The organism is Pseudoduganella sp. R-32 (assembly GCF_049913245.1).
Classification (GTDB): domain Bacteria; phylum Pseudomonadota; class Gammaproteobacteria; order Burkholderiales; family Burkholderiaceae_D; genus Rugamonas.
The window spans coordinates 1,607,412-1,624,822 of the sequence record NZ_CP183987.1; the positions used below are offsets into that span (position 1 = coordinate 1,607,412).

Sequence of the window (17,411 nt, forward strand, 5' to 3'; positions counted from 1 at the left end):
CCTTGAATTCGCCGAGACAATTGGAAAAATTTTGACGGACGATATACATCGAGTAGTTTTATCATGGCGAGAACAGGGCATTGCGCTATTGCCGGGGCTTGCAGTTGATGAAATCCGCGATCTTGCAAAAGAAGCTCGCATCAATTTGTCCTCTGACATTGAGCTCTTATACACCCTCTGCGGCGGCATGCCGAAGGGCACCGTCGATGCCAACTGGTTTGAATTATGGCCGCTAAAGAGGGCGTTGCAAGACTCAATAAATTTCCCTAATTTGCTCATCCCTTTCGCTGAGGGTTTCTTGTCAGCGCAACTCTATTGTTTTCGTGTTGAAAACGCCACAAATGCCTCGATCCATATGGATTTTTCATTTGATGGCAATTCGACCAGGGAAATTGCACCATCCTTAGACGCCATGTGTGGGTTGCTCTTAGATAGTCCTAGTGCATTGTGTTTGCCCTAAGTTTGCGTCAAGTGACTTCATTTTTTGCGGCACGGAAGCGACCGAATACAATCGGCCAATACCGGACTTAGTTGCGGTTTCCTCTGTTTTACAGCAGGTCTTTGAAGGACAAGTAAATTGAATCAGCAAAGGGCATTCGCTTGGGGACAATGCAAAAACTTGAGTGGAAAAAGGAGCCTGGCAGAGTCTCTTCAGTTAAAGGGTCTGAAGGTTGATGAGAGAAGTTATAGTATCGTTATACGGGATTGTGAATGCTTTACCATCGAGTTCGATAGTCAATCTGAAGTCGAGTCTTCAATCGAAGGAACGGCGGCGGCACTCCAAACGCTCGTAGCGGACGTCGAGTTGGTGGCGACAGCGCTTCAAGCGGCAGACATTACCTTCTGGATTGAGATCACGGACGCCGTTCAGAATCCACTACACTATGTCCACAACAAATGCCCTGAATGCTGACCGTTGCGAGATGCCCAGTCCGTCAAGCGGGTTGCGTGCCTTTCGGCCAAATGCGGACTGCCAGATTAAGCAGAGACTCATGCTATATTGCTAATTTGCCGAATAAGGCACTTTAAAAGTTTTTATGGCTCGTAGGCGCGAACTTAAGAATATTGCATCTGGATTGATGTGTTCCTTCATTAGCCGTAACAATGACGTTGGCGGGTATTGGGGTATTGGAAAGCTATGCTCGCTTGCTCAAGATAGTGCCACAACATGCGTGGAACTCGATCTTCTTTCCAAGACTGTGCTTCCGGAATCTGCAGAATTTTCAAAGCTGCTGCGAGGCTATAATTCGCTTTTACAGAGACACCTTGCCGCTCGAAATATCCCAGACTGTTGGGTTACATCGGCATTTATCGAGCTCGATTTCAGTCCGATAGAACATCCCGAAAAGCAGGTGCCGATCATTACGTGGGGAAGTCTTTTCAAGCTCTCGGTAACAATTTTGGACGACAGGTCCAGAAAGCATACAGTTTCGACTTACGGTTATTGCGCTGCGCATAATTCGAGGACGGAACATCAAAGTGTTGGTCTCCGCTTCTAACTAGGCCCTTTCAACCGGTACTGAAGCCGTAGGGAGAACCCGGCCAGGAGTGGCCGGTTCTATAGAAGGTTATTTCATTAGGAACGCAATGTGAGTTATTTGCAAGAAATCAATAAAAGTGCATTTGTACTGCCAAAAATTTTCGATGCGATTTCTTCTAGCGCGATGCAAGATGCATATAGTCGTGCATCACCTTCTGGAAAGCCTCCGGAAGAACCAGATTTTGTGGCAAGTCTCGTAAAACACGGTGTTGTAAGAATAAAAAAAGTATTGGACATCCTATTCAACGGCACAGGCATCCATGTCGCTACTACGGGTGTATTCTGCCATCAATCGCCAATGGTGAAGTTCAGGCATGGCGGTAACGATTTTCGGTGCGAGCTGGGTGATATTCTGTTTGTGCATATCCACAAGGATAAAGCTGGTTTTATTCAGAGAAATGCACTCTTGCTTCAAGCGAAAATGACCGAACCATCGGCTTCAAAAAAAGCCGTTCCGGCCGCAGAGCAACATCAGCTTTCTCTTTACCAGTCTTGGCCAAACTTTACCTATGACATGAAAGGAGGTCCATTGCATGGAAAATCCAGAACCATATCACCTCAAACTCGCCACGCAGGAGCTCAATATTTGCTCATCGATTCTGGTCCACAATTTGCCGGAACAACCATCGCAATAGGTGAATATCCTATGGCAGTATGGATGGCTGAAACACCGCTTTACACCAGCCGGACGTTTGGCAATTCGCTTTTTGATTTTTTAACAATGACCTCTGGTCGTCAATTCTCTGAAAGGGCAGTGGCGAGAGGCTGGTCCAATGTTATATGGGATTTGATTGATAATGGTTTGAAAAAGGGATTTACAAGGGCTAGGACTGGGCATGTCTCAACTCCGGGCTCACGCATGGCGGGCTCTCCTATTCCTTCTTATGCCTGTTATTCAATGGGATTCGGTCAGACGACACAGTCTATCGTTACTGAAGTTCTCGGAAATAGTTCAGCACTGTTTAGACAAGCTAATGATGACGGCTCGATTCCTCCTGATCTGTTTGCAGAATTTGATTTTCAAGATCCGGTTGGGGGAATCAGCTTGGTACTGATTGAGACGGATGAATCCGGGCTTCAAGAAGAGGTTGATGAATAAGCCAAGTTTTGCACTTTCCAAACCAGTGAATTATCTGCATTGGTAATAAAAATGATCACTCGGGAACGACTTCCATCATTAATGCGGGGGGCCGATTTGGGGCGGAAGCTGCCAGCCGCCTGGCGCGTTTAGTCATCAAGTTTGAGCTGCGACAGATTAGTGCTGCAGGATAGTGATCTTGCCGTCTGCCTCAAGGAAGGCATATTTCATTTTTTCGCGCGGGCAGTCGGCCTCGCGCAGCGACTGCTCCAGGTCGCTTTCTGCCACGTGGTTGCGGCGTAGCGCTTCCTTGAAGATTTTGCCGTCACGTCCCAGGAGCACGGCGGTGCCCTCCACCAGGTCGGCAGCCTTCCTGTTGCGGGCGGTGATGAAGGCGATTACCACGTTCAGCGCCACCAGGGTGACGACCACGATCAAGCCGCCGGCAACTGAATCGTCGCCGCCCGTCAGCCCGGGCGATACCGATTCACTGAGCAGCATCACCACCAGCAGGTCGAATGGCGTGAACTGGCCGATGGTGCGCTTGCCGCTCAGGCGCATCATCACCAACAACGCGCCGTAAATCGCAACGCCGCGCATGACGTATTCCCACCAGGGCAATTCGAGATCGAACATTGCGGCCTCCTTCCTGGCCGGTTATACGACGAATCGCCTGAGCCCGGCCACACGCTTCGATCGGGCAACGGCCAGTTGACGGGCTCAAGTCAATATCCCAGAATGTTCGATCTTGATTTACGGAAACATGTTTGATGAAGAATGCGATTGCCGTATTGAGCCTGTGCAGCAGCCTGTTGCCAGTGTTGGCGCGGGCGGACGAAGTGGAATACATCACCGGCAAGCTGGTGGCAGAGGCACAGCTGAAGTGCCTCGACGAGGCGCTCACCATTTCGAACAATCATTTTCGCAGCATCCTGCCCGACCTGATGCTGGACGGCGCGCGCGACCTGGCGAAAATGGGGCCGGAATGGGGGCCGGGCAATGAAAACTATCGCCAGGCTCGCGACCTGCTGGAAATGGCTTTCCAGGATGATGAGATGAGCAATGGGCCGTTGCTTGACGCCGGTTTGCCCCCTTTGCTGCATACCATGGTGAGTGGCTGGGCGCCGGCCCAGCGCACGGAATTCCAGTCCTTTTTGAAGCAGAAGGGCGGCCGCCTTTACTGGGATACGATGATGGACGGCGCGATGTGCGAGGCCTTGATCGAGTTGAGTTCGAAGCCTCCGCATCCACTGCCGCCAGGCGCGGATAAGAATCGCCTGTATGCGCTTGCAACAGGGATTGGCATCCGCAAGATGACAATGGAGCTGGAGTTCAACCTGCTGCCAAAGGACCAAGCCGCCCAGGTGGAGAAGGTGGGGGCGGAGTTGAGCAAATCCGTGCAGCAGGCATTCGGCACTGTGTCCGAGGCCTACGCTGCGCGCGCGCAACAAGTTTTCCGTGCCGTGGAGCCGGATCTAAAGAAAATCCTGGCGGCCTACAAGCCGTAGAGTTGCCGATTACTCAGGCGCCGCCGGCATAGCCGTGCTGGCGCCAGGCTTCGAACACCACCACCGCAACGGTGTTGGAGAGGTTGAGGCTGCGGTTACCGGGCATCATCGGCAGGCGAATGCGCTGTTCGGTCGGGAAGGATTCGCGGAACTCGGGTACCAGGCCGCGGGTTTCGCTGCCGAACACGAACACATCTCCGGGCTGGAAGGCCAGTTCGGCGAACGGGCGCGAGCCGTGGGTGGTCATGGCGAACATGCGGCTCGTATTCGGCTGGATATCCGCCAGGAAGGCGGCCCAGTCCTTGTGCACTTTCATCTGCGCGTACTCGTGGTAATCGAGGCCGGCGCGGCGCATCTTGGCGTCGTCCAGCGGGAAGCCGAGAGGCTCGATCAGGTGCAACTGAGCGCCAGTGTTGGCGCACAGGCGGATCACGTTGCCCGTGTTGGGCGGGATTTCCGGGTTGACCAGCACTACATGAAACAAATCGTTCTCCTAATTCCTAATGAGTCTGCGGCGGCGTGCGGGCGAACACATAGTTCGTCACGCGCGCGGCGCCGTGGCGCTTTAGCGTTGCGGCAAGTTCCTGCAGCGTTTCGCCGCTGCTCATGACATCGTCCACCAGGCCGATATGCCGGCCTTCGACCAGCGCCCGCTCGGGAATCGCAAAGGCATGCGCGATATTGGCATGGCGCGCGCCGTGGGGCGTGCTGCTCTGGGCCAGCGTGTCGCGCACGCGTACTGCGAGTCTGGCATGGACGGCGATGCCAAGGGCCTTGCCTAGCGGGCGGGCGATTTCCAGCGCCTGGTTGAAACCGCGCTCCGACAGGCGCTGCAGGCCAAGCGGCACGGGGCACAGCAGGGCAGGGCGCGGGTAAAGCCTGGCATCGGCGCGCTGCACCGCGTCTGCCAGCAGGCCGGCAAACAGGCGCGCCAGCGCGAGCTGGCGGGCGAATTTTAACTGAAGCACGAGGCGGTCCACAGGAAGGGCGTAGTCGGCAGCGGCCACCGTGGCGTCGAAGGCGGGACGCTCGGCCTGGCAGCGGCCGCAGGGCATTGGCTCCAGGTCCTCGGGCGCTGGCGGCAGTGGATTGGCGCAGATCGGGCAGCGGGGAGCCGTGGCGGCGAAGAACTGCTGGCGGCAGCCGGGGCAGAGCAAAGCTGGTCCGCAGGCGCCGCACAGCACGCAATTACAGGGCAACAGGGCGGCCAGCAGGCCGTTGGCAAATGCACTACCCATCGCAAATCTCCGCGAACGAGTAAACTGCCCGGATTATCCCATTAAAGAACCGTATTAAATATGCAAGCCCCAGCAAAACCGCCGAAATTGAGCGCTCCTATTGACCTAGATCGAGTCCGCGCCCTGTTTGCCGACCCGGCCCGCGTGGCGGAAGCCGATTTCCTGCGGCGCGAGATTGCCAGCCGCATGCACGAGCGCCTGCAACTGGTCAAAGTCAACCCGCTGCGCGTGATCGATGCGGGTTGCGGCACCGGCCCGGATTTGCCGGCCTTGCAAAAAAGCTATCCCGCCGCCCAGATCCTGGGCGTCGACACCTCGCCCGCCATGATTGCTGCCGCGCGCGGCCAGGCCGGCAAAACCGGCCTGAGCCAGCTGATTGGCAAATTGCTACCAGCAAAATCGGGCATTGACTACCTGTGCGCCGATATGGCCGACCTGCCGCTGGCGCGGAACAACGCGGACCTGGTGTGGTCTAACCTTGCGCTGCACTGGCACCCGCAGCCGGACCGCGTGTTTGCGGAGTGGCATCGCGTGCTGAAGGTAGGCGGCCTGCTGATGTTCTCCTGCTTCGGCCCGGATACGCTGCAGGAACTGCGGACCGCCTTCGCCGAAGTCGACCTGGCGCCGCATACGCTGCCCTTCGTCGACATGCACGATTTCGGCGACCAGCTTGTGGAAGCAGGCTTTGCCGAGCCGGTCATGGATATGGAAAAGATCACGGTGACCTACGACAGCGCCGACAAGCTGCTGGCCGATGCCCGCGCGCTGGGCGGCAATCCGCTGCAGACGCGGCGCAAGGGGCTGCTCGGAAAACTGGCATACCAGCGCATGCTGCAAGGCCTGGAAAAGCAGCGCCGGGCGGACGGCAAGCTGGCGCTGACCTTTGAAGTGATCTACGGCCATGCCTTCCGCCCGGCCCCAAAGGTCACCAGCAGCGGCGAAGCGATCATCCGTTTTGACTTGACAAGGAAGCCCAAAAAATAGGCAGGGAAGGCCGGGGTTACTTGCGTATACCACAGTGAAGGGTGTGCTGCCCTTGATGTAGGACATGTTCACTGAGTATAATCTTTAGCTAATTTTGCCAAGACTTCGCCCAGCCGAACGCAACAAGGCGGTCCAGGCCAGGCAAATATGGCAGCAAAGCTATCGATGATGTGTGGTCATCGGGAGTGTTTTTCAAGGTTCCAGCACAGTCCGGTCGCGAATTATTTTGCGCTGGCTTGGCTCGGAGCCTTTAGGTGTTTAGCGTGCGGCGGGTCCGCGGTTAGGCGGGCCTGGCGCACAAAAATCTTCTTTATTTTTGGGTGGTTGGGGAAAACATGAAACTTGCGAAGCGACTTCAATCGTTGATGCTCGGCTTGGCCGTTACCGCCGCAGCAATGCCGGCGTGGGCAGAGCCTGCGGCGACAGCGGCCGGCGACTACACGGCAAAGACCGGTGGCACCGGCGGTCCGATGGTCCATCAGTTGAACCTGCAGGCTCCTGCAACAAAGATCGCTGAAAACATCTATGACCTGCACACCATGATGATGGTCATCATTATGGTCATCTTCGTCGCCGTGTTCGGCGTGATGTTCTACTCGATCTTCAAGCACCGCAAGTCGGTCGGCCACAAAGCCGCCACCTTCCACGAATCCACCGCCGTTGAAATCGCCTGGACCGTCGTGCCTTTCCTGATCGTTATCGGCATGGCACTGCCAGCAACCAAGACCGTGGTTGCGATGAAAGACACCTCCAACGCCGACATCACCATCAAAGCCACCGGCATGCAGTGGAAATGGGGCTATGACTACCTGAAGGGCGAAGGCGAAGGCATCTCCTTCATCTCCAACCTGTCGACCCCGCGCTCGCAAGTGGGCAACCCTGGTGAAGAATTCACCGGCAAGCGCAACGAAAACTACCTGATGGAAGTGGACAACGAAGTCGTGGTCCCGGTCGGCAAGAAGGTCCGCATCGTCACCACCGCCAACGACGTGATCCACGCCTGGATGATCCCGGCATTCGGCGTCAAGCAGGATGCGATCCCAGGCTTCGTGCGCGACACCTGGTTCAAGGCTGAATACACCGGCACCTTCCGCGGCAACTGCGCCGAGCTGTGCGGTAAAGAGCACGCCTTCATGCCGATCGTGGTCAAGGTCGTGACCGCCGAAGAGTACACCGCCTGGGTCAACGGCAAGAAGAAGGAAATGGCTGCCCTGGCAGACGATCCGAACAAGACCTGGACCATCGACGAATTGAAGACCAAGGGCGAAAAAGTCTACACCGCTAATTGCGCAGTCTGCCACCAGGCAAACGGCAAGGGCGTGCCGGGTGCCTTCGCGCCACTGGACGGCTCCGAAGTGGTGAACGGCCCGAAAGCCGAACAGATCAATGTGCTGCTGCACGGTAAGAAATCGGGCAAGTACCCATCCGAAATGCCGGCATGGAAGCAACTGTCGGATACCGATATCGCGGCTGTCATCACCTACACCCGCAACAACTGGTCGAATAAGCCAGCGGAAAACATCGTTCAGCCAGCCGAAGTTGTGGCTGCTCGCGCCAAGTAATTAGGAGCATTACATGAGCACTATCGATCACGCACACGATCACGCCCACGGCGACCACGATCACGCACACGATCACCCACACGGCCTGAGCCGTTGGCTGTTCGCGACCAACCACAAGGACATCGGTACCCTGTACATGTGGTTCTCGTTCATCATGCTGCTGTCCGGCGGCGTGCTGGCGCTGATGATCCGTACCGAACTGTTCAAGCCTGGCCTGCAGTTCTTCCAGCCTGAATTCTTCAACCAGCTGACCACCATGCACGGCCTGGTGATGGTGTTCGGCGCCATCATGCCGGCCTTCGTCGGCTTCGCCAACTGGATGATCCCGCTGCAGATCGGCGCATCCGACATGGCGTTCGCCCGCATGAACAACTTCTCGTTCTGGTTGCTGCCTCCTGCGGCGATCCTGCTGGCCGGCTCGTTCTTCGTGCCTGGCGGCGCGACCGCTGCCGGCTGGACCCTGTACGCTCCGCTGTCGACCCAGATGGGCATCGGCATGGACATGGGTATCTTCGCCATGCACATCATGGGCGCGTCGTCGATCATGGGTTCCATCAACATCATCGTCACCATCCTGAACATGCGCGCTCCTGGCATGACCCTGATGAAGATGCCGATGTTCTGCTGGACCTGGCTGATCACCGCCTACCTGCTGATCGCCGTGATGCCGGTCCTGGCAGGCGCCATCACCATGACCCTGACCGACCGTCACTTCGGCACCTCCTTCTTCAACGCCGCCGGCGGCGGTGACCCGGTCATGTACCAGCACATCTTCTGGTTCTTCGGTCACCCAGAGGTGTACATCATGATCCTGCCGGCCTTCGGCATCGTGTCGCAGATCATCCCGGCCTTCGCCCGCAAGCAGCTGTTCGGCTACGCTTCGATGGTGTACGCCACCGCGTCCATCGCGATCCTGTCGTTCATCGTCTGGGCCCACCACATGTTCACCACCGGCATGCCGGTGACCTCGCAGCTGTTCTTCATGTACGCCACCATGCTGATCTCCGTGCCGACCGGCGTGAAGGTCTTCAACTGGATCGCGACCATGTGGAAAGGCTCGATGACCTTTGAAACCCCGATGCTGTTCTCGGTCGGCTTCATCTTCGTGTTCACCATGGGCGGCTTCACCGGCCTGATGCTGGCAGTGACCCCGGTCGACATCCAGCTGCAGGATACCTACTACGTGGTGGCGCACTTCCACTACGTGCTGGTGGCAGGTTCGCTGTTTGCGCTGTTCGCAGGCTTCTACTACTGGGTACCGAAGTGGACCGGCCACATGTACAACGAGACGATGGGCAAGGCCCACTTCTGGCTGTCGCTGATCACCTTCAACGTGACCTTCTTCCCGATGCACTTCCTGGGCCTGGCCGGCATGCCACGCCGCTACGCCGACTATCAGGCGCAGTTCACCGACTTCAACTCGATCGCTTCGATCGGTGCTTTCGGTTTCGGCCTGAGCCAGGTGTTCTTCCTGTTCTTCGTGGTGCTGCCGACCATCCGTGGCGGCAAGCAGGCGGAAGCCAAGCCATGGGATGGCGCTGAAGGCCTGGAGTGGACCGTGCCGTCGCCGGCGCCGTTCCACACCTTCGAAGTACCGCCGACTGTCAAGTAATCGCTTTTCGGGGACGGGCCAGCCCGTCCCCTATAGGAAGTACCATGTCTGACCCGAAGAAGCCGAATAGCAACCTGCGCCTGGCCCTGATTCTGTTGTCGGTCGCCGTAGTGTTCTTTGTTTCCGTCATCGGCAAGCAATGGATGCTGGGGCACCACTGAAATGAGCGGCGGCGAGAACAAGAAGCTGCTTGGCAAGTTGCTGGTCATTGCCGTCATGATGTTCGGCTTTGGCTATGCGCTGATCCCGGTGTACAAGCACCTGTGCGAGGTGCTGGGACTGAACCTGATCGATGGCAAGCCGCAGGAAGTTGCCAGGAACAGCCAGGTCGACATGAGCCGTGAAATCACGGTGGAGCTGGTCAGCAATGTGCAGGGCACCTTGCGTTTCCGCGCCACCCAGAACAGCGTGACCGTGCACCCTGGCGAAATGACGACGGTGGTATACGAGGTAGTCAACAGCGTGGACCGCACGGTGAAGGCGCAAGCCGTCCCGAGCTACACGCCGATGGAAGTGACGCCGCACTTCAAGAAGGTGGAATGCTTCTGCTTCAAGGAGCAGACGCTGAAACCGAAGGAGGCGCGGCAGATGCCGGTGGTGTTCTTCATCGATCCGGCGGTGCCGAAGAGCGTGAAGACCGTCACCCTGTCGTACACCTTTATCGAGGCGGGCGGCCTGGGCAACCAGACCGCAGCCAATTAAGGAAGGCAGATGGGATCGTTTTTGTATTCGATGAAAGCAGTGATCTGGTCGTTCTTCGGCCTGCGCCGCAAAAGCGATTTTGACCAGGACCAGGAGAAGATCAAGCCGGTCCACGTCATCGTCGCCGGATTGCTGGGCGCGGCCCTGTTCATCGGCTTGCTGGTTTCGATCGTAAAACTCGTGGTTTCAAAGTAAATTATTGCAGGATTTTAGGGAGAACAAGATGAGCTCTAATAACGCCGCGGCACCGTACTACTTCGTGCCTGGTCCTTCCAAGTGGCCGATGCTGGCAGGTATTTCCCTGCTGGTGACCATGATTGGCGCATCCGCATGGGTCAACGACGCACCATGGGGCATGATCGTCAATAACATCGGCATCGTCATGACCCTGGCCGTGCTGTACTTCTGGTTCGGCGACGCCATCTCAGAGTCCGAGAAGGGCCTGTACTCCAAGCGCATCGACGTGTCCTACCGCTGGTCGATGGGCTGGTTCATCTTCTCCGAAGTGATGTTCTTCGGCGCCTTCTTCGGCGCGCTGTACTACGCACGCCAGATCACCATGCCTTGGCTGGCCGACCTGGACCACAAGCTGATCTGGCCTGACTTCTCGGCCAACTGGAATGGCGGCGTGGGTCCGGCAGGCACCGTGGACAACTACACCCCGATGGGCCCGTTCCCGATCCCGACCATCAACACCGCGCTGCTGCTGGCTTCGGGCATGACCCTGACCATTTCGCACCACGCGCTGCAGGCTGCCAACCGCTCCAAGGCGATCTTCTGGCTGGCTGCCACCGTGCTGCTGGGCGCAACCTTCATGGGCTTCCAGGCTTATGAATACATGCACGCTTACAGCGAACTGAACCTGAAGCTGACCTCGGGCATCTACGGCTCGACCTTCTTCATGCTGACCGGCTTCCACGGCTTCCACGTGACCATGGGCGCGATCATGCTGTCCGTCGTGCTGTACCGCCTGATCCGCGGCGACATGAGCGCTGAACACCACTTCGCCTTCGAAGGCGCGGCCTGGTACTGGCACTTTGTTGACGTTGTCTGGCTGGGCCTGTACGTCGTCGTGTACTGGATGTAAGACGCGGTTATAATCTAACCGCAAAAAAGCCGCATCGGCCAGAACGCGCCCCAGGTCGCGCTCTGTGCAGATGCGGCTTTTTGCATTTAGCGGATACCGGTCGGTTTAATATAGCCGAGCTTTGCCAGCACCAGGATGGTGATGAACAGCGCGATCGAGAAACCGACGCGCAGCGCAAAAGCGCGCACCATTTTCGGGTTGGCCGATTTGCTGCGCATCATGCTGATGAAGGCTGAAGCCAGGCTGCCAATGATCAGCACGAAGGCGACGGCGACAAAGTATTTCATGGTAATAGAGCGGTTTCTGAGGAACCTTATTGTATGGCATTCCGCTTTCGGTTGATCCCTTTCCTGGCCACGGTGGTCCTGGTGGCGATCGGCGTTTCCGCCGGGCGCTGGCAGGATGGCCGCGCCGCCCAGAAGCTTGCGCTCGAAGCGCGCCTGGCGGCCGGCAATGCCGCCGCGCCTTTGGACCTGGGCGCCGCTCCGGTGGCTGCCGCCGACGTGGAATTCCGCCGCGTGCGGCTGCAAGGCGAGTGGGTGAGCGGCTGGCCGGTCTACCTCGACAACCGCCCGCACGCAGGGCGTCCCGGCTTCTACCTGTTGATGCCGTTGCGGCTGGCCGGCAGCGATATGCACGTGCTGGTGGCGCGCGGCTGGCTGCCGCGCGATATGGCCGACCGCAGCAAGCTGCCTTCGTATGCAACGCCGGCGGGCCCGGTGGTGGTCGAAGGCATCGCCCGGCTGGCGCCAGGGCATGTGATGCAACTGGGCGAAGCGCCCAGACTTGCGCCGGGAGCGATCGTGCAGAATGCCGATGCGGCGGCGCTGGCCGCAGCGACGGGCTGGAGATTCCAGCCGCTGGTGGTCGAGCAATCGTCGCCGGATGGCGCGACCGGCACCGCCGAAGCGCTGCAGCGCGACTGGCCCGCACCGGCGATGGGCGCGGACAAGCATAAAGGTTACGCCTTCCAGTGGTACGCACTGGCGGCAATGGCAGGTCTTTTCTTTGTATTCACCGGATTGAGAAAAAGTGGAAAACGCTAAACAAGACGAGAACCAGCGCCGCCGTGGCCGCTGGAGCATGTTCGCGGTGCTGCTGGTGTGCGCCGCACCGATCCTTGCTTCCTATGTCACCTATTACTTCATCAAGCCCGAAGGGCGCACCAACTACGGCGACCTGCTCGACCCGCGCCAGCACCCGATCCCGGCCATGGCCAGCACCACGGTCGATGGCAAGCCGCAAACGTTGGAAGACTTCAAGGGCAAGTGGCTGATGGTCAAGGTGGGCGGCTCTGCCTGCGACCAGAAATGCCAGGACATGCTGTTCATGATGCGCCAGCTGCGGACCATGCAGGGCAAGGAAGCGGACCGCATCGAGCGCGTGTGGCTGATCACCGATAGCGAGCCGCTGGAAACCTTCATGCTGCGCGTGAACGACGGCACCCGCTTCCTGCGTGCGCCGGCCGACGCGGTGGCCAAGTGGCTGCCGCTGGAAAAGGGCGGCAAGGTGGAAGAGCACATCTACCTGATCGACCCGATGGGCCACCTGATGATGCGCTTCCCGAAGAACGCCGATCCGGCCAAGGTGAAGAAGGACCTGGCCAAGGTACTCAAGGCTTCGGCCATCGGCTAAGGCGGGCGCAATGGACCACAATTCCTTTGCCCATATGGCGATTACGGCGCTGGTCGTCGCCTCGCTGCCGCTGTCCATCGTCTGGATTTCGAAGGACACCAATAAATACCGCAAGCTGGTCTGGATCGCGGTCTTCCTGACCTTCGACCTGATCGTGTTCGGCGCCTTCACGCGCCTGACCGATTCGGGCCTGGGCTGCCCGGACTGGCCGGGCTGCTACGGCGAAGCCAATCCTTTCATCGCGCATGAACAGATCCGTGCCGCCGAAGCGCTGATGCCGACCGGCCCGGTCACCATGATGAAGGCCTGGATCGAGATGATCCATCGCTACCTGGCCATGGGCATCGGCGTCCTGATCGTGGCCATGATGGGCGTGGCGTGGTGGCGCTCGACGGGCAGGGGCCGCGCCGGCGCCGGTGCCGGCATGGCGCGCCGCATTCCGCCGGGCTACCCGACTTTCCTGTTCTTCTTCATCCTGCTGCAAGGCGCGTTCGGCGCCTGGACCGTGACGCAGAAGCTGCAGCCGATCTTCGTGACCGGCCACCTGGTGCTGGGCATGTCGCTGCTGGCCCTGCTGGCCTGGTTCGGCGGCCGCGAGGACCAGCTGCATGCGCCGCTGCCGCGCGCGGCTGGTTCGCAGGCGGCGCGCCTGGGCCGCATCCGCCTGCTGGCTGCGCTATCCGGCGTGGTGCTGCTGGCGCAGCTGGCGCTGGGCGCCTGGGTCAGTTCCAACTACGCCACGCTGGCCTGCACCGAATTCCCGACTTGCGCCGGGGCCTGGGTGCCGCCGATGGACTTCGAGCACGGATTCCACCTGTGGCGTGAGCTGGGCAAGACTGCCGCCGGCCACTACCTGCCATTCGAGGCGCTGACCGCGATCCACTGGGTGCATCGCAACTTCGCCGCCGTGGTGGTGCTGGTGCTCGGCGTGACCGCCTGGCAGGCATGGCGCGTCGAGGGCCTGGGCAAGCATGCGCGCTGGATGGCGGCGGTGCTGGTCCTGCAGGCATTTACCGGGGTCGCGACCATCTATTTCAACTTCCCGCTGGCCATTGCCGTGATCCATAACGCCGGTGCGGCAGCCCTGGTGCTGTTGCTGACCATGATAAACTACAGGGCTAAGTACCTGGCTGCCCCCGCCTACCAATAACAATGAAATCCTCGACCTCCCGCATGGGCCAGTACTGGGCCCTGACCAAGCCGCGCGTGACGCAGCTGGCGGTGTTTTGCGCCGTCATCGGCATGTTCCTGGCCTCCGAAGGCATGCCTGACTGGCGCGTGGTGATTGCGGCGACTGCCGGCATCTGGCTGCTGTCCGGTGCTGCGTTTGCCGTCAACTGCCTGGCCGAGCGCGAAATCGATGCACGCATGGCGCGCACCGCACGCCGTCCGATGGCGATGGGCGAGATTACCGTCATGCAGACCGTGGTGTTTGCCGCCGTCATCGGCGGCGCCGGCATGTGGATCCTGCACCAGTTGGTCAACCCGCTGACCATGTGGCTGACCTTTGTCACCTTCGTCGGCTACGCCGTGATCTACACCATGATCCTGAAGCCGGCCACGCCGCAGAACATCGTGATCGGCGGACTGTCCGGCGCCATGCCTCCTGCCCTCGGCTGGGCTGCCATTGCCAACGACGTGCCAATGCAAGCCTGGCTGCTGGTGCTGATCATCTTCGTCTGGACCCCGCCGCACTTCTGGGCGCTGGCGATGTACCGCAAGGCCGACTACGAGCGTTCCGGCCTGCCGATGCTGCCGGTCACCCACGGCATGGGCTTCACCGCCTTCCACGTCTGGCTGTATTCGATCATCCTGGCTGCCACCACGCTGCTGCCATTCGCCGTGAAAATGAGCGGCCTGATTTACCTGTTCAGCGCAATTGCCCTGAACGCGGTATTCTTGTACTACGGCTGGCGCATCTACAAACACTACAGCGACATCGTGGCGCGCAAGGCATTTACCTGGTCCATCATCTACCTGTCGTTGCTGTTCGCGGCACTGCTGGTCGACCACTACTTCAAGTTCTGAGTCCTATGAAAAAACTGTTTGCGGCGCTGTTCATGCTGCTGGCGCTGGCTGCCTGCGGCGAGAAGCAGCTCAAATTCGAAAACACCGACTTGACCGGCCTCGACTACGGCAAGGGCTTTTCGCTGAATGACCACACCGGCAAGCCGGTGACGCTGGACTCTTACAAGGGCAAGGTGGTGGTGCTGTTCTTCGGCTTTACCCATTGCCCGGACGTGTGCCCGACCACCATGGCTGAAATGTCGGCCGTGATGAAGGAGCTGGGCCCGGACGCCGACAAGGTGCAGGTGCTGTTCGCCACTCTCGACCCTGAACGCGACACCAAGGAACTGCTGTCGCAATACGTGCCGGGCTTCGACTCGCGCTTCGTGGGCCTGTACGGCACACCGGAGCAGGTCGCCGCCACCGCCAGAGAGTTCAAGGTGTTCTACCAGAAGGTGCCTGGCAAGACGCCTGACAGCTACACCATCGACCACACGGCCGGCAGCTATGTGTTCGACAAGAGCGGCAAGCTGCGCCTGTTCCTGCGCCATGGCGGCGGACCGGCGCCTATCGTGCACGACCTGAAGCTTCTCGTCGTCAACTGATTCCTGCTAAGCTAAGGGCATGGAACAACGATTTCAGCCCTATAGCCGCCTGGCAGCCATTGTCTTCCTCGTCATTGGTTGCCTTTACGTCCTTCGCCCCTTCCTGGCCGGCATCCTGTTTGCCGCCGCCATTGCGATTTCTTCCTGGCCTCTTTACCAACGCCTGCTGGCCCGCCTGAAGGGCCGGCGCACGCTTGCGGCTGCAGTAATGACGGTGTCGCTGGTATTGATCATCGTCCTGCCGCTGTCGCTGGTGACATGGAATATCGCCGACAGCGTCACCCACTTCTACCGCGGTGCGCGCGATGCGCTCGATGCTGGCGGCTTCGAGCCGCCAGCGTGGCTGCGCCAGCTGCCCCTGGTGGGCGAGTCGGTCGATTCCTACCTGCGCCAGATCCTGAGCAGCAAGGAGGAGCTGCTGGCCGTGGCCAAGAAGTACGTGGAACCGGCCCGCAACATCCTGCTCAATAGCGGCATTGTGCTGGGCGCCGGCGTGGCGCAGGTCAGCCTGGCCGCCTTTGTCTCGTTCTTCCTGTACCGCGACGGCCATAACATCGTGGCCGCGCTGGAAGTGGGCATGGACAAGATCATGGGCGAACATGCGGTCGAAGTCGCGGAGACTGTCAGCCGTACCGTCACCGGCGTGATGTACGGCATGCTTGGCACCGCGCTGGCGCAGGCAGCCGTAGCGGCGGTGGGTTTCCTGATTGCGAGGGTGCCCGCGGTGGCCCTGCTGTCGGTAGCCACCTTCGTCTTCTCGCTGGTGCCGGTGGGCCCGCCGCTGATCTGGGGCGGTGCGGCGATCTGGCTGTTCTCGCAGGGAATGACTGGCTGGGGCATCTTCATGCTGATTTACGGCACGGTCGTCATCAGCGGCGTGGACAACGTGGTCAAGCCGATCCTGATCTCGCGCGGTTCCAGCCTGCCGTTCGCGCTGGTGCTGCTTGGCGTGATGGGGGGCGTGCTCGCCTTCGGCTTCGTCGGCCTGTTCATCGGCCCGACCCTGCTGGCCGTGGCGCTTGGCCTGCTCAGGAACTGGACCAAGATCAAGCCAGTCGTTTGAGCGCTAGCGCACCAGCATGGCCAGCGCCCGTTCGGGGCTGGTATGCCGTTCCATGATCGTCTTGACGGTGCCGTCTTCGCGCATGGCGCGCAGCGCCTGTTCGATCCTGCTGGCCGAGGTATCGGCAACCAGGCGGGAAATGACCAGCGAACCCTGTACGTTCTCGCGCGGCACCAGGTCCAGTACGCGGAACTGTCCGCGCAACTGCGGATCGCGATGCAAGGCGTCGACATTGCTGCTCAGCTGGAGGATGGCGTGCACGCGGCCATACTGGAAGAGCCGCAGCAGCGTGGTGTAGTCGGGCGTGTCATACACGCGGCCCTGCTTGCGCAGGCGGTCCAGCCAGGCATCATAGGTGGCGCCGTGCCGGAATCCCTTGATCACGGCGATCTTCAGATCCGGCTGCCCGGCGAACTGTTCGAGCGTGGCGGCATGCCGCGCCACCTCGTTGCGCAGCAGGAGCATATTGCGCGATTGCAGATAGGGCGTGAAGCGCGCAAAGCCTTCGCGTTCGGGCGTGGAAATGCCGGACATGGTCATGTCCAGCGTGCCGTCTTTCAGCATGGTCCAGATGCGGATGCGCGAATCGCGCGTCATGCGCAGTTCGCAACCGGTACGGCGCGCCAGTTCGTCGACGATATCCTTGTCGATGCCGGCCCACTGCTCGCCGATGCGGTAGTACAGGGCGCCGTGTTCGTACATGGCGACCGTGTAGGGACCACAGGATGCCGCTGCGGCGCTGCCGGCAAGGCAGGCCGCGACGGCCAGCAGCATACTGCGCACAAGCATA

General features: G+C 59.5%; 21 protein-coding genes. 16 read left to right on the top strand and 5 right to left on the bottom strand.

From position 1 onward, the window contains the following. The first annotated feature begins 31 nt into the window (after window positions 1–31). Together ACN9MU_RS07570 and ACN9MU_RS07575 are read left to right on the top strand one after the other, a co-directional pair. Complete coding sequence (locus tag ACN9MU_RS07570) at window positions 32–460, top strand: hypothetical protein (RefSeq protein WP_426344377.1); 429 nt, start codon at window positions 32–34, stop codon at window positions 458–460. A 1,129-nt stretch (window positions 461–1,589) separates the two neighbouring features. After that, window positions 1,590–2,639, top strand: coding sequence for a hypothetical protein (locus ACN9MU_RS07575; protein WP_426344378.1), 1,050 nt, complete (start codon window positions 1,590–1,592; stop codon window positions 2,637–2,639). Between the two features lie 156 nt (window positions 2,640–2,795). On the opposite strand, the gene ACN9MU_RS07580 is transcribed toward ACN9MU_RS07575, so the two are convergent. After that, window positions 2,796–3,254: a DUF421 domain-containing protein gene (locus ACN9MU_RS07580; protein ID WP_426169186.1), complete on the bottom strand. Its 459-nt coding sequence runs from the start codon at window positions 3,252–3,254 to the stop codon at window positions 2,796–2,798. Between the two features lie 134 nt (window positions 3,255–3,388). On the opposite strand from ACN9MU_RS07580, the gene ACN9MU_RS07585 reads away from it, so the two are divergent. Next, the gene (locus ACN9MU_RS07585) at window positions 3,389–4,126 is read left to right on the top strand and encodes a hypothetical protein (RefSeq protein ID WP_426337074.1); all 738 of its coding nucleotides are present in this window, start codon (window positions 3,389–3,391) and stop codon (window positions 4,124–4,126) included. A gap of 13 nt (window positions 4,127–4,139) precedes the next feature. Here the strand turns inward: ACN9MU_RS07585 and trmL are convergent, their stop codons facing one another. Together trmL and ACN9MU_RS07595 are read right to left on the bottom strand one after the other, a co-directional pair. Further along, complete coding sequence (gene trmL / locus ACN9MU_RS07590) at window positions 4,140–4,610, bottom strand: tRNA (uridine(34)/cytosine(34)/5-carboxymethylaminomethyluridine(34)-2'-O)-methyltransferase TrmL (protein WP_426321467.1); 471 nt, start codon at window positions 4,608–4,610, stop codon at window positions 4,140–4,142. 16 nt (window positions 4,611–4,626) lie between these two features. Next, a complete protein-coding gene (locus tag ACN9MU_RS07595) occupies window positions 4,627–5,364 on the bottom strand; it encodes a phosphoribosyltransferase family protein (RefSeq protein ID WP_426337075.1) in 738 nt (245 codons plus the stop codon). 60 nt (window positions 5,365–5,424) lie between these two features. Here ACN9MU_RS07595 and ACN9MU_RS07600 point away from each other — a divergent pair, with 60 nt between their 5' ends. From ACN9MU_RS07600 to ACN9MU_RS07630, 7 genes are all read left to right on the top strand, one after another. Further along, on the top strand, window positions 5,425–6,348 hold the full coding sequence (locus ACN9MU_RS07600; RefSeq protein WP_426337076.1) for a methyltransferase domain-containing protein: 924 nt from the start codon (window positions 5,425–5,427) through the stop codon (window positions 6,346–6,348). A 335-nt stretch (window positions 6,349–6,683) separates the two neighbouring features. After that, entirely contained in the window at window positions 6,684–7,910 is a 1,227-nt protein-coding gene (gene coxB, locus ACN9MU_RS07605) for a cytochrome c oxidase subunit II (RefSeq protein ID WP_426169197.1), read from the top strand. A 13-nt stretch (window positions 7,911–7,923) separates the two neighbouring features. Continuing rightward, window positions 7,924–9,522: a cytochrome c oxidase subunit I gene (gene ctaD / locus ACN9MU_RS07610; RefSeq protein ID WP_426169200.1), complete on the top strand. Its 1,599-nt coding sequence runs from the start codon at window positions 7,924–7,926 to the stop codon at window positions 9,520–9,522. Window positions 9,523–9,566: 44 nt separating this feature from the next. Next, window positions 9,567–9,683 (top strand): cytochrome oxidase small assembly protein, encoded by a 117-nt coding sequence (locus ACN9MU_RS07615; RefSeq protein WP_229209989.1) that lies wholly within the window; start codon window positions 9,567–9,569, stop codon window positions 9,681–9,683. A gap of 1 nt (window position 9,684) precedes the next feature. Further along, window positions 9,685–10,224 (top strand): cytochrome c oxidase assembly protein, encoded by a 540-nt coding sequence (locus tag ACN9MU_RS07620; protein ID WP_426337077.1) that lies wholly within the window; start codon window positions 9,685–9,687, stop codon window positions 10,222–10,224. Between the two features lie 9 nt (window positions 10,225–10,233). Next, window positions 10,234–10,419, top strand: coding sequence for a DUF2970 domain-containing protein (locus ACN9MU_RS07625; RefSeq protein WP_426169206.1), 186 nt, complete (start codon window positions 10,234–10,236; stop codon window positions 10,417–10,419). A 28-nt stretch (window positions 10,420–10,447) separates the two neighbouring features. Beyond that, a complete protein-coding gene (locus tag ACN9MU_RS07630) occupies window positions 10,448–11,311 on the top strand; it encodes a cytochrome c oxidase subunit 3 (protein ID WP_426169209.1) in 864 nt (287 codons plus the stop codon). Between the two features lie 86 nt (window positions 11,312–11,397). Here ACN9MU_RS07630 and ACN9MU_RS07635 read toward each other — a convergent pair whose 3' ends face one another. Then, window positions 11,398–11,598 (bottom strand): DUF2909 domain-containing protein, encoded by a 201-nt coding sequence (locus ACN9MU_RS07635; RefSeq protein WP_155455435.1) that lies wholly within the window; start codon window positions 11,596–11,598, stop codon window positions 11,398–11,400. Between the two features lie 33 nt (window positions 11,599–11,631). On the opposite strand from ACN9MU_RS07635, the gene ACN9MU_RS07640 reads away from it, so the two are divergent. Genes ACN9MU_RS07640 through ACN9MU_RS07665 form a run of 6 tightly spaced genes read left to right on the top strand, consistent with a single transcriptional unit; the run spans window position 11,632 to window position 16,621 of the window. After that, a complete protein-coding gene (locus tag ACN9MU_RS07640; protein ID WP_426337078.1) occupies window positions 11,632–12,357 on the top strand; it encodes an SURF1 family protein in 726 nt (241 codons plus the stop codon). Between the two features lie 37 nt (window positions 12,358–12,394). After that, on the top strand, window positions 12,395–12,946 hold the full coding sequence (locus tag ACN9MU_RS07645; protein WP_426337628.1) for an SCO family protein: 552 nt from the start codon (window positions 12,395–12,397) through the stop codon (window positions 12,944–12,946). A 10-nt stretch (window positions 12,947–12,956) separates the two neighbouring features. Then, window positions 12,957–14,096, top strand: coding sequence for a COX15/CtaA family protein (locus ACN9MU_RS07650; protein ID WP_426337079.1), 1,140 nt, complete (start codon window positions 12,957–12,959; stop codon window positions 14,094–14,096). A gap of 2 nt (window positions 14,097–14,098) precedes the next feature. Next, a complete protein-coding gene (gene cyoE / locus ACN9MU_RS07655) occupies window positions 14,099–14,974 on the top strand; it encodes a heme o synthase (RefSeq protein ID WP_426169218.1) in 876 nt (291 codons plus the stop codon). A gap of 5 nt (window positions 14,975–14,979) precedes the next feature. After that, window positions 14,980–15,558 carry an SCO family protein gene (locus tag ACN9MU_RS07660; RefSeq protein ID WP_426344379.1) on the top strand — a complete coding sequence of 193 codons (579 nt, stop codon included), beginning with the start codon at window positions 14,980–14,982 and terminating at the stop codon, window positions 15,556–15,558. Window positions 15,559–15,577: 19 nt separating this feature from the next. Then, window positions 15,578–16,621, top strand: a complete 1,044-nt coding sequence (locus ACN9MU_RS07665) for an AI-2E family transporter (protein WP_426344380.1) — start codon at window positions 15,578–15,580, stop codon at window positions 16,619–16,621. A gap of 3 nt (window positions 16,622–16,624) precedes the next feature. Here ACN9MU_RS07665 and ACN9MU_RS07670 read toward each other — a convergent pair whose 3' ends face one another. Then, complete coding sequence (locus ACN9MU_RS07670; protein WP_426321484.1) at window positions 16,625–17,410, bottom strand: substrate-binding periplasmic protein; 786 nt, start codon at window positions 17,408–17,410, stop codon at window positions 16,625–16,627. Between the last annotated feature and the right edge of the window lies 1 nt (window position 17,411).

What these genes read in the sequence shown, in the direction of transcription:
- ACN9MU_RS07580 (WP_426169186.1), bottom strand. Translation starts at nt 3,254, where the DNA reads ATGTTCGATCTCGAATTGCCCTGGTGGGAATACGTCATGCGCGGCGTT.
- ACN9MU_RS07585 (WP_426337074.1), top strand. Translation starts at nt 3,389, where the DNA reads ATGAAGAATGCGATTGCCGTATTGAGCCTGTGCAGCAGCCTGTTGCCA.
- ACN9MU_RS07595 (WP_426337075.1), bottom strand. Translation starts at nt 5,364, where the DNA reads ATGGGTAGTGCATTTGCCAACGGCCTGCTGGCCGCCCTGTTGCCCTGT.
- ACN9MU_RS07600 (WP_426337076.1), top strand. Translation starts at nt 5,425, where the DNA reads ATGCAAGCCCCAGCAAAACCGCCGAAATTGAGCGCTCCTATTGACCTA.
- coxB (WP_426169197.1), top strand. Translation starts at nt 6,684, where the DNA reads ATGAAACTTGCGAAGCGACTTCAATCGTTGATGCTCGGCTTGGCCGTT.
- ctaD (WP_426169200.1), top strand. Translation starts at nt 7,924, where the DNA reads ATGAGCACTATCGATCACGCACACGATCACGCCCACGGCGACCACGAT.
- ACN9MU_RS07615 (WP_229209989.1), top strand. Translation starts at nt 9,567, where the DNA reads ATGTCTGACCCGAAGAAGCCGAATAGCAACCTGCGCCTGGCCCTGATT.
- ACN9MU_RS07620 (WP_426337077.1), top strand. Translation starts at nt 9,685, where the DNA reads ATGAGCGGCGGCGAGAACAAGAAGCTGCTTGGCAAGTTGCTGGTCATT.
- ACN9MU_RS07625 (WP_426169206.1), top strand. Translation starts at nt 10,234, where the DNA reads ATGGGATCGTTTTTGTATTCGATGAAAGCAGTGATCTGGTCGTTCTTC.
- ACN9MU_RS07630 (WP_426169209.1), top strand. Translation starts at nt 10,448, where the DNA reads ATGAGCTCTAATAACGCCGCGGCACCGTACTACTTCGTGCCTGGTCCT.
- ACN9MU_RS07635 (WP_155455435.1), bottom strand. Translation starts at nt 11,598, where the DNA reads ATGAAATACTTTGTCGCCGTCGCCTTCGTGCTGATCATTGGCAGCCTG.
- ACN9MU_RS07640 (WP_426337078.1), top strand. Translation starts at nt 11,632, where the DNA reads ATGGCATTCCGCTTTCGGTTGATCCCTTTCCTGGCCACGGTGGTCCTG.
- ACN9MU_RS07645 (WP_426337628.1), top strand. Translation starts at nt 12,395, where the DNA reads ATGTTCGCGGTGCTGCTGGTGTGCGCCGCACCGATCCTTGCTTCCTAT.
- ACN9MU_RS07650 (WP_426337079.1), top strand. Translation starts at nt 12,957, where the DNA reads ATGGACCACAATTCCTTTGCCCATATGGCGATTACGGCGCTGGTCGTC.
- cyoE (WP_426169218.1), top strand. Translation starts at nt 14,099, where the DNA reads ATGAAATCCTCGACCTCCCGCATGGGCCAGTACTGGGCCCTGACCAAG.
- ACN9MU_RS07660 (WP_426344379.1), top strand. Translation starts at nt 14,980, where the DNA reads ATGAAAAAACTGTTTGCGGCGCTGTTCATGCTGCTGGCGCTGGCTGCC.
- ACN9MU_RS07665 (WP_426344380.1), top strand. Translation starts at nt 15,578, where the DNA reads ATGGAACAACGATTTCAGCCCTATAGCCGCCTGGCAGCCATTGTCTTC.
- ACN9MU_RS07670 (WP_426321484.1), bottom strand. Translation starts at nt 17,410, where the DNA reads ATGCTTGTGCGCAGTATGCTGCTGGCCGTCGCGGCCTGCCTTGCCGGC.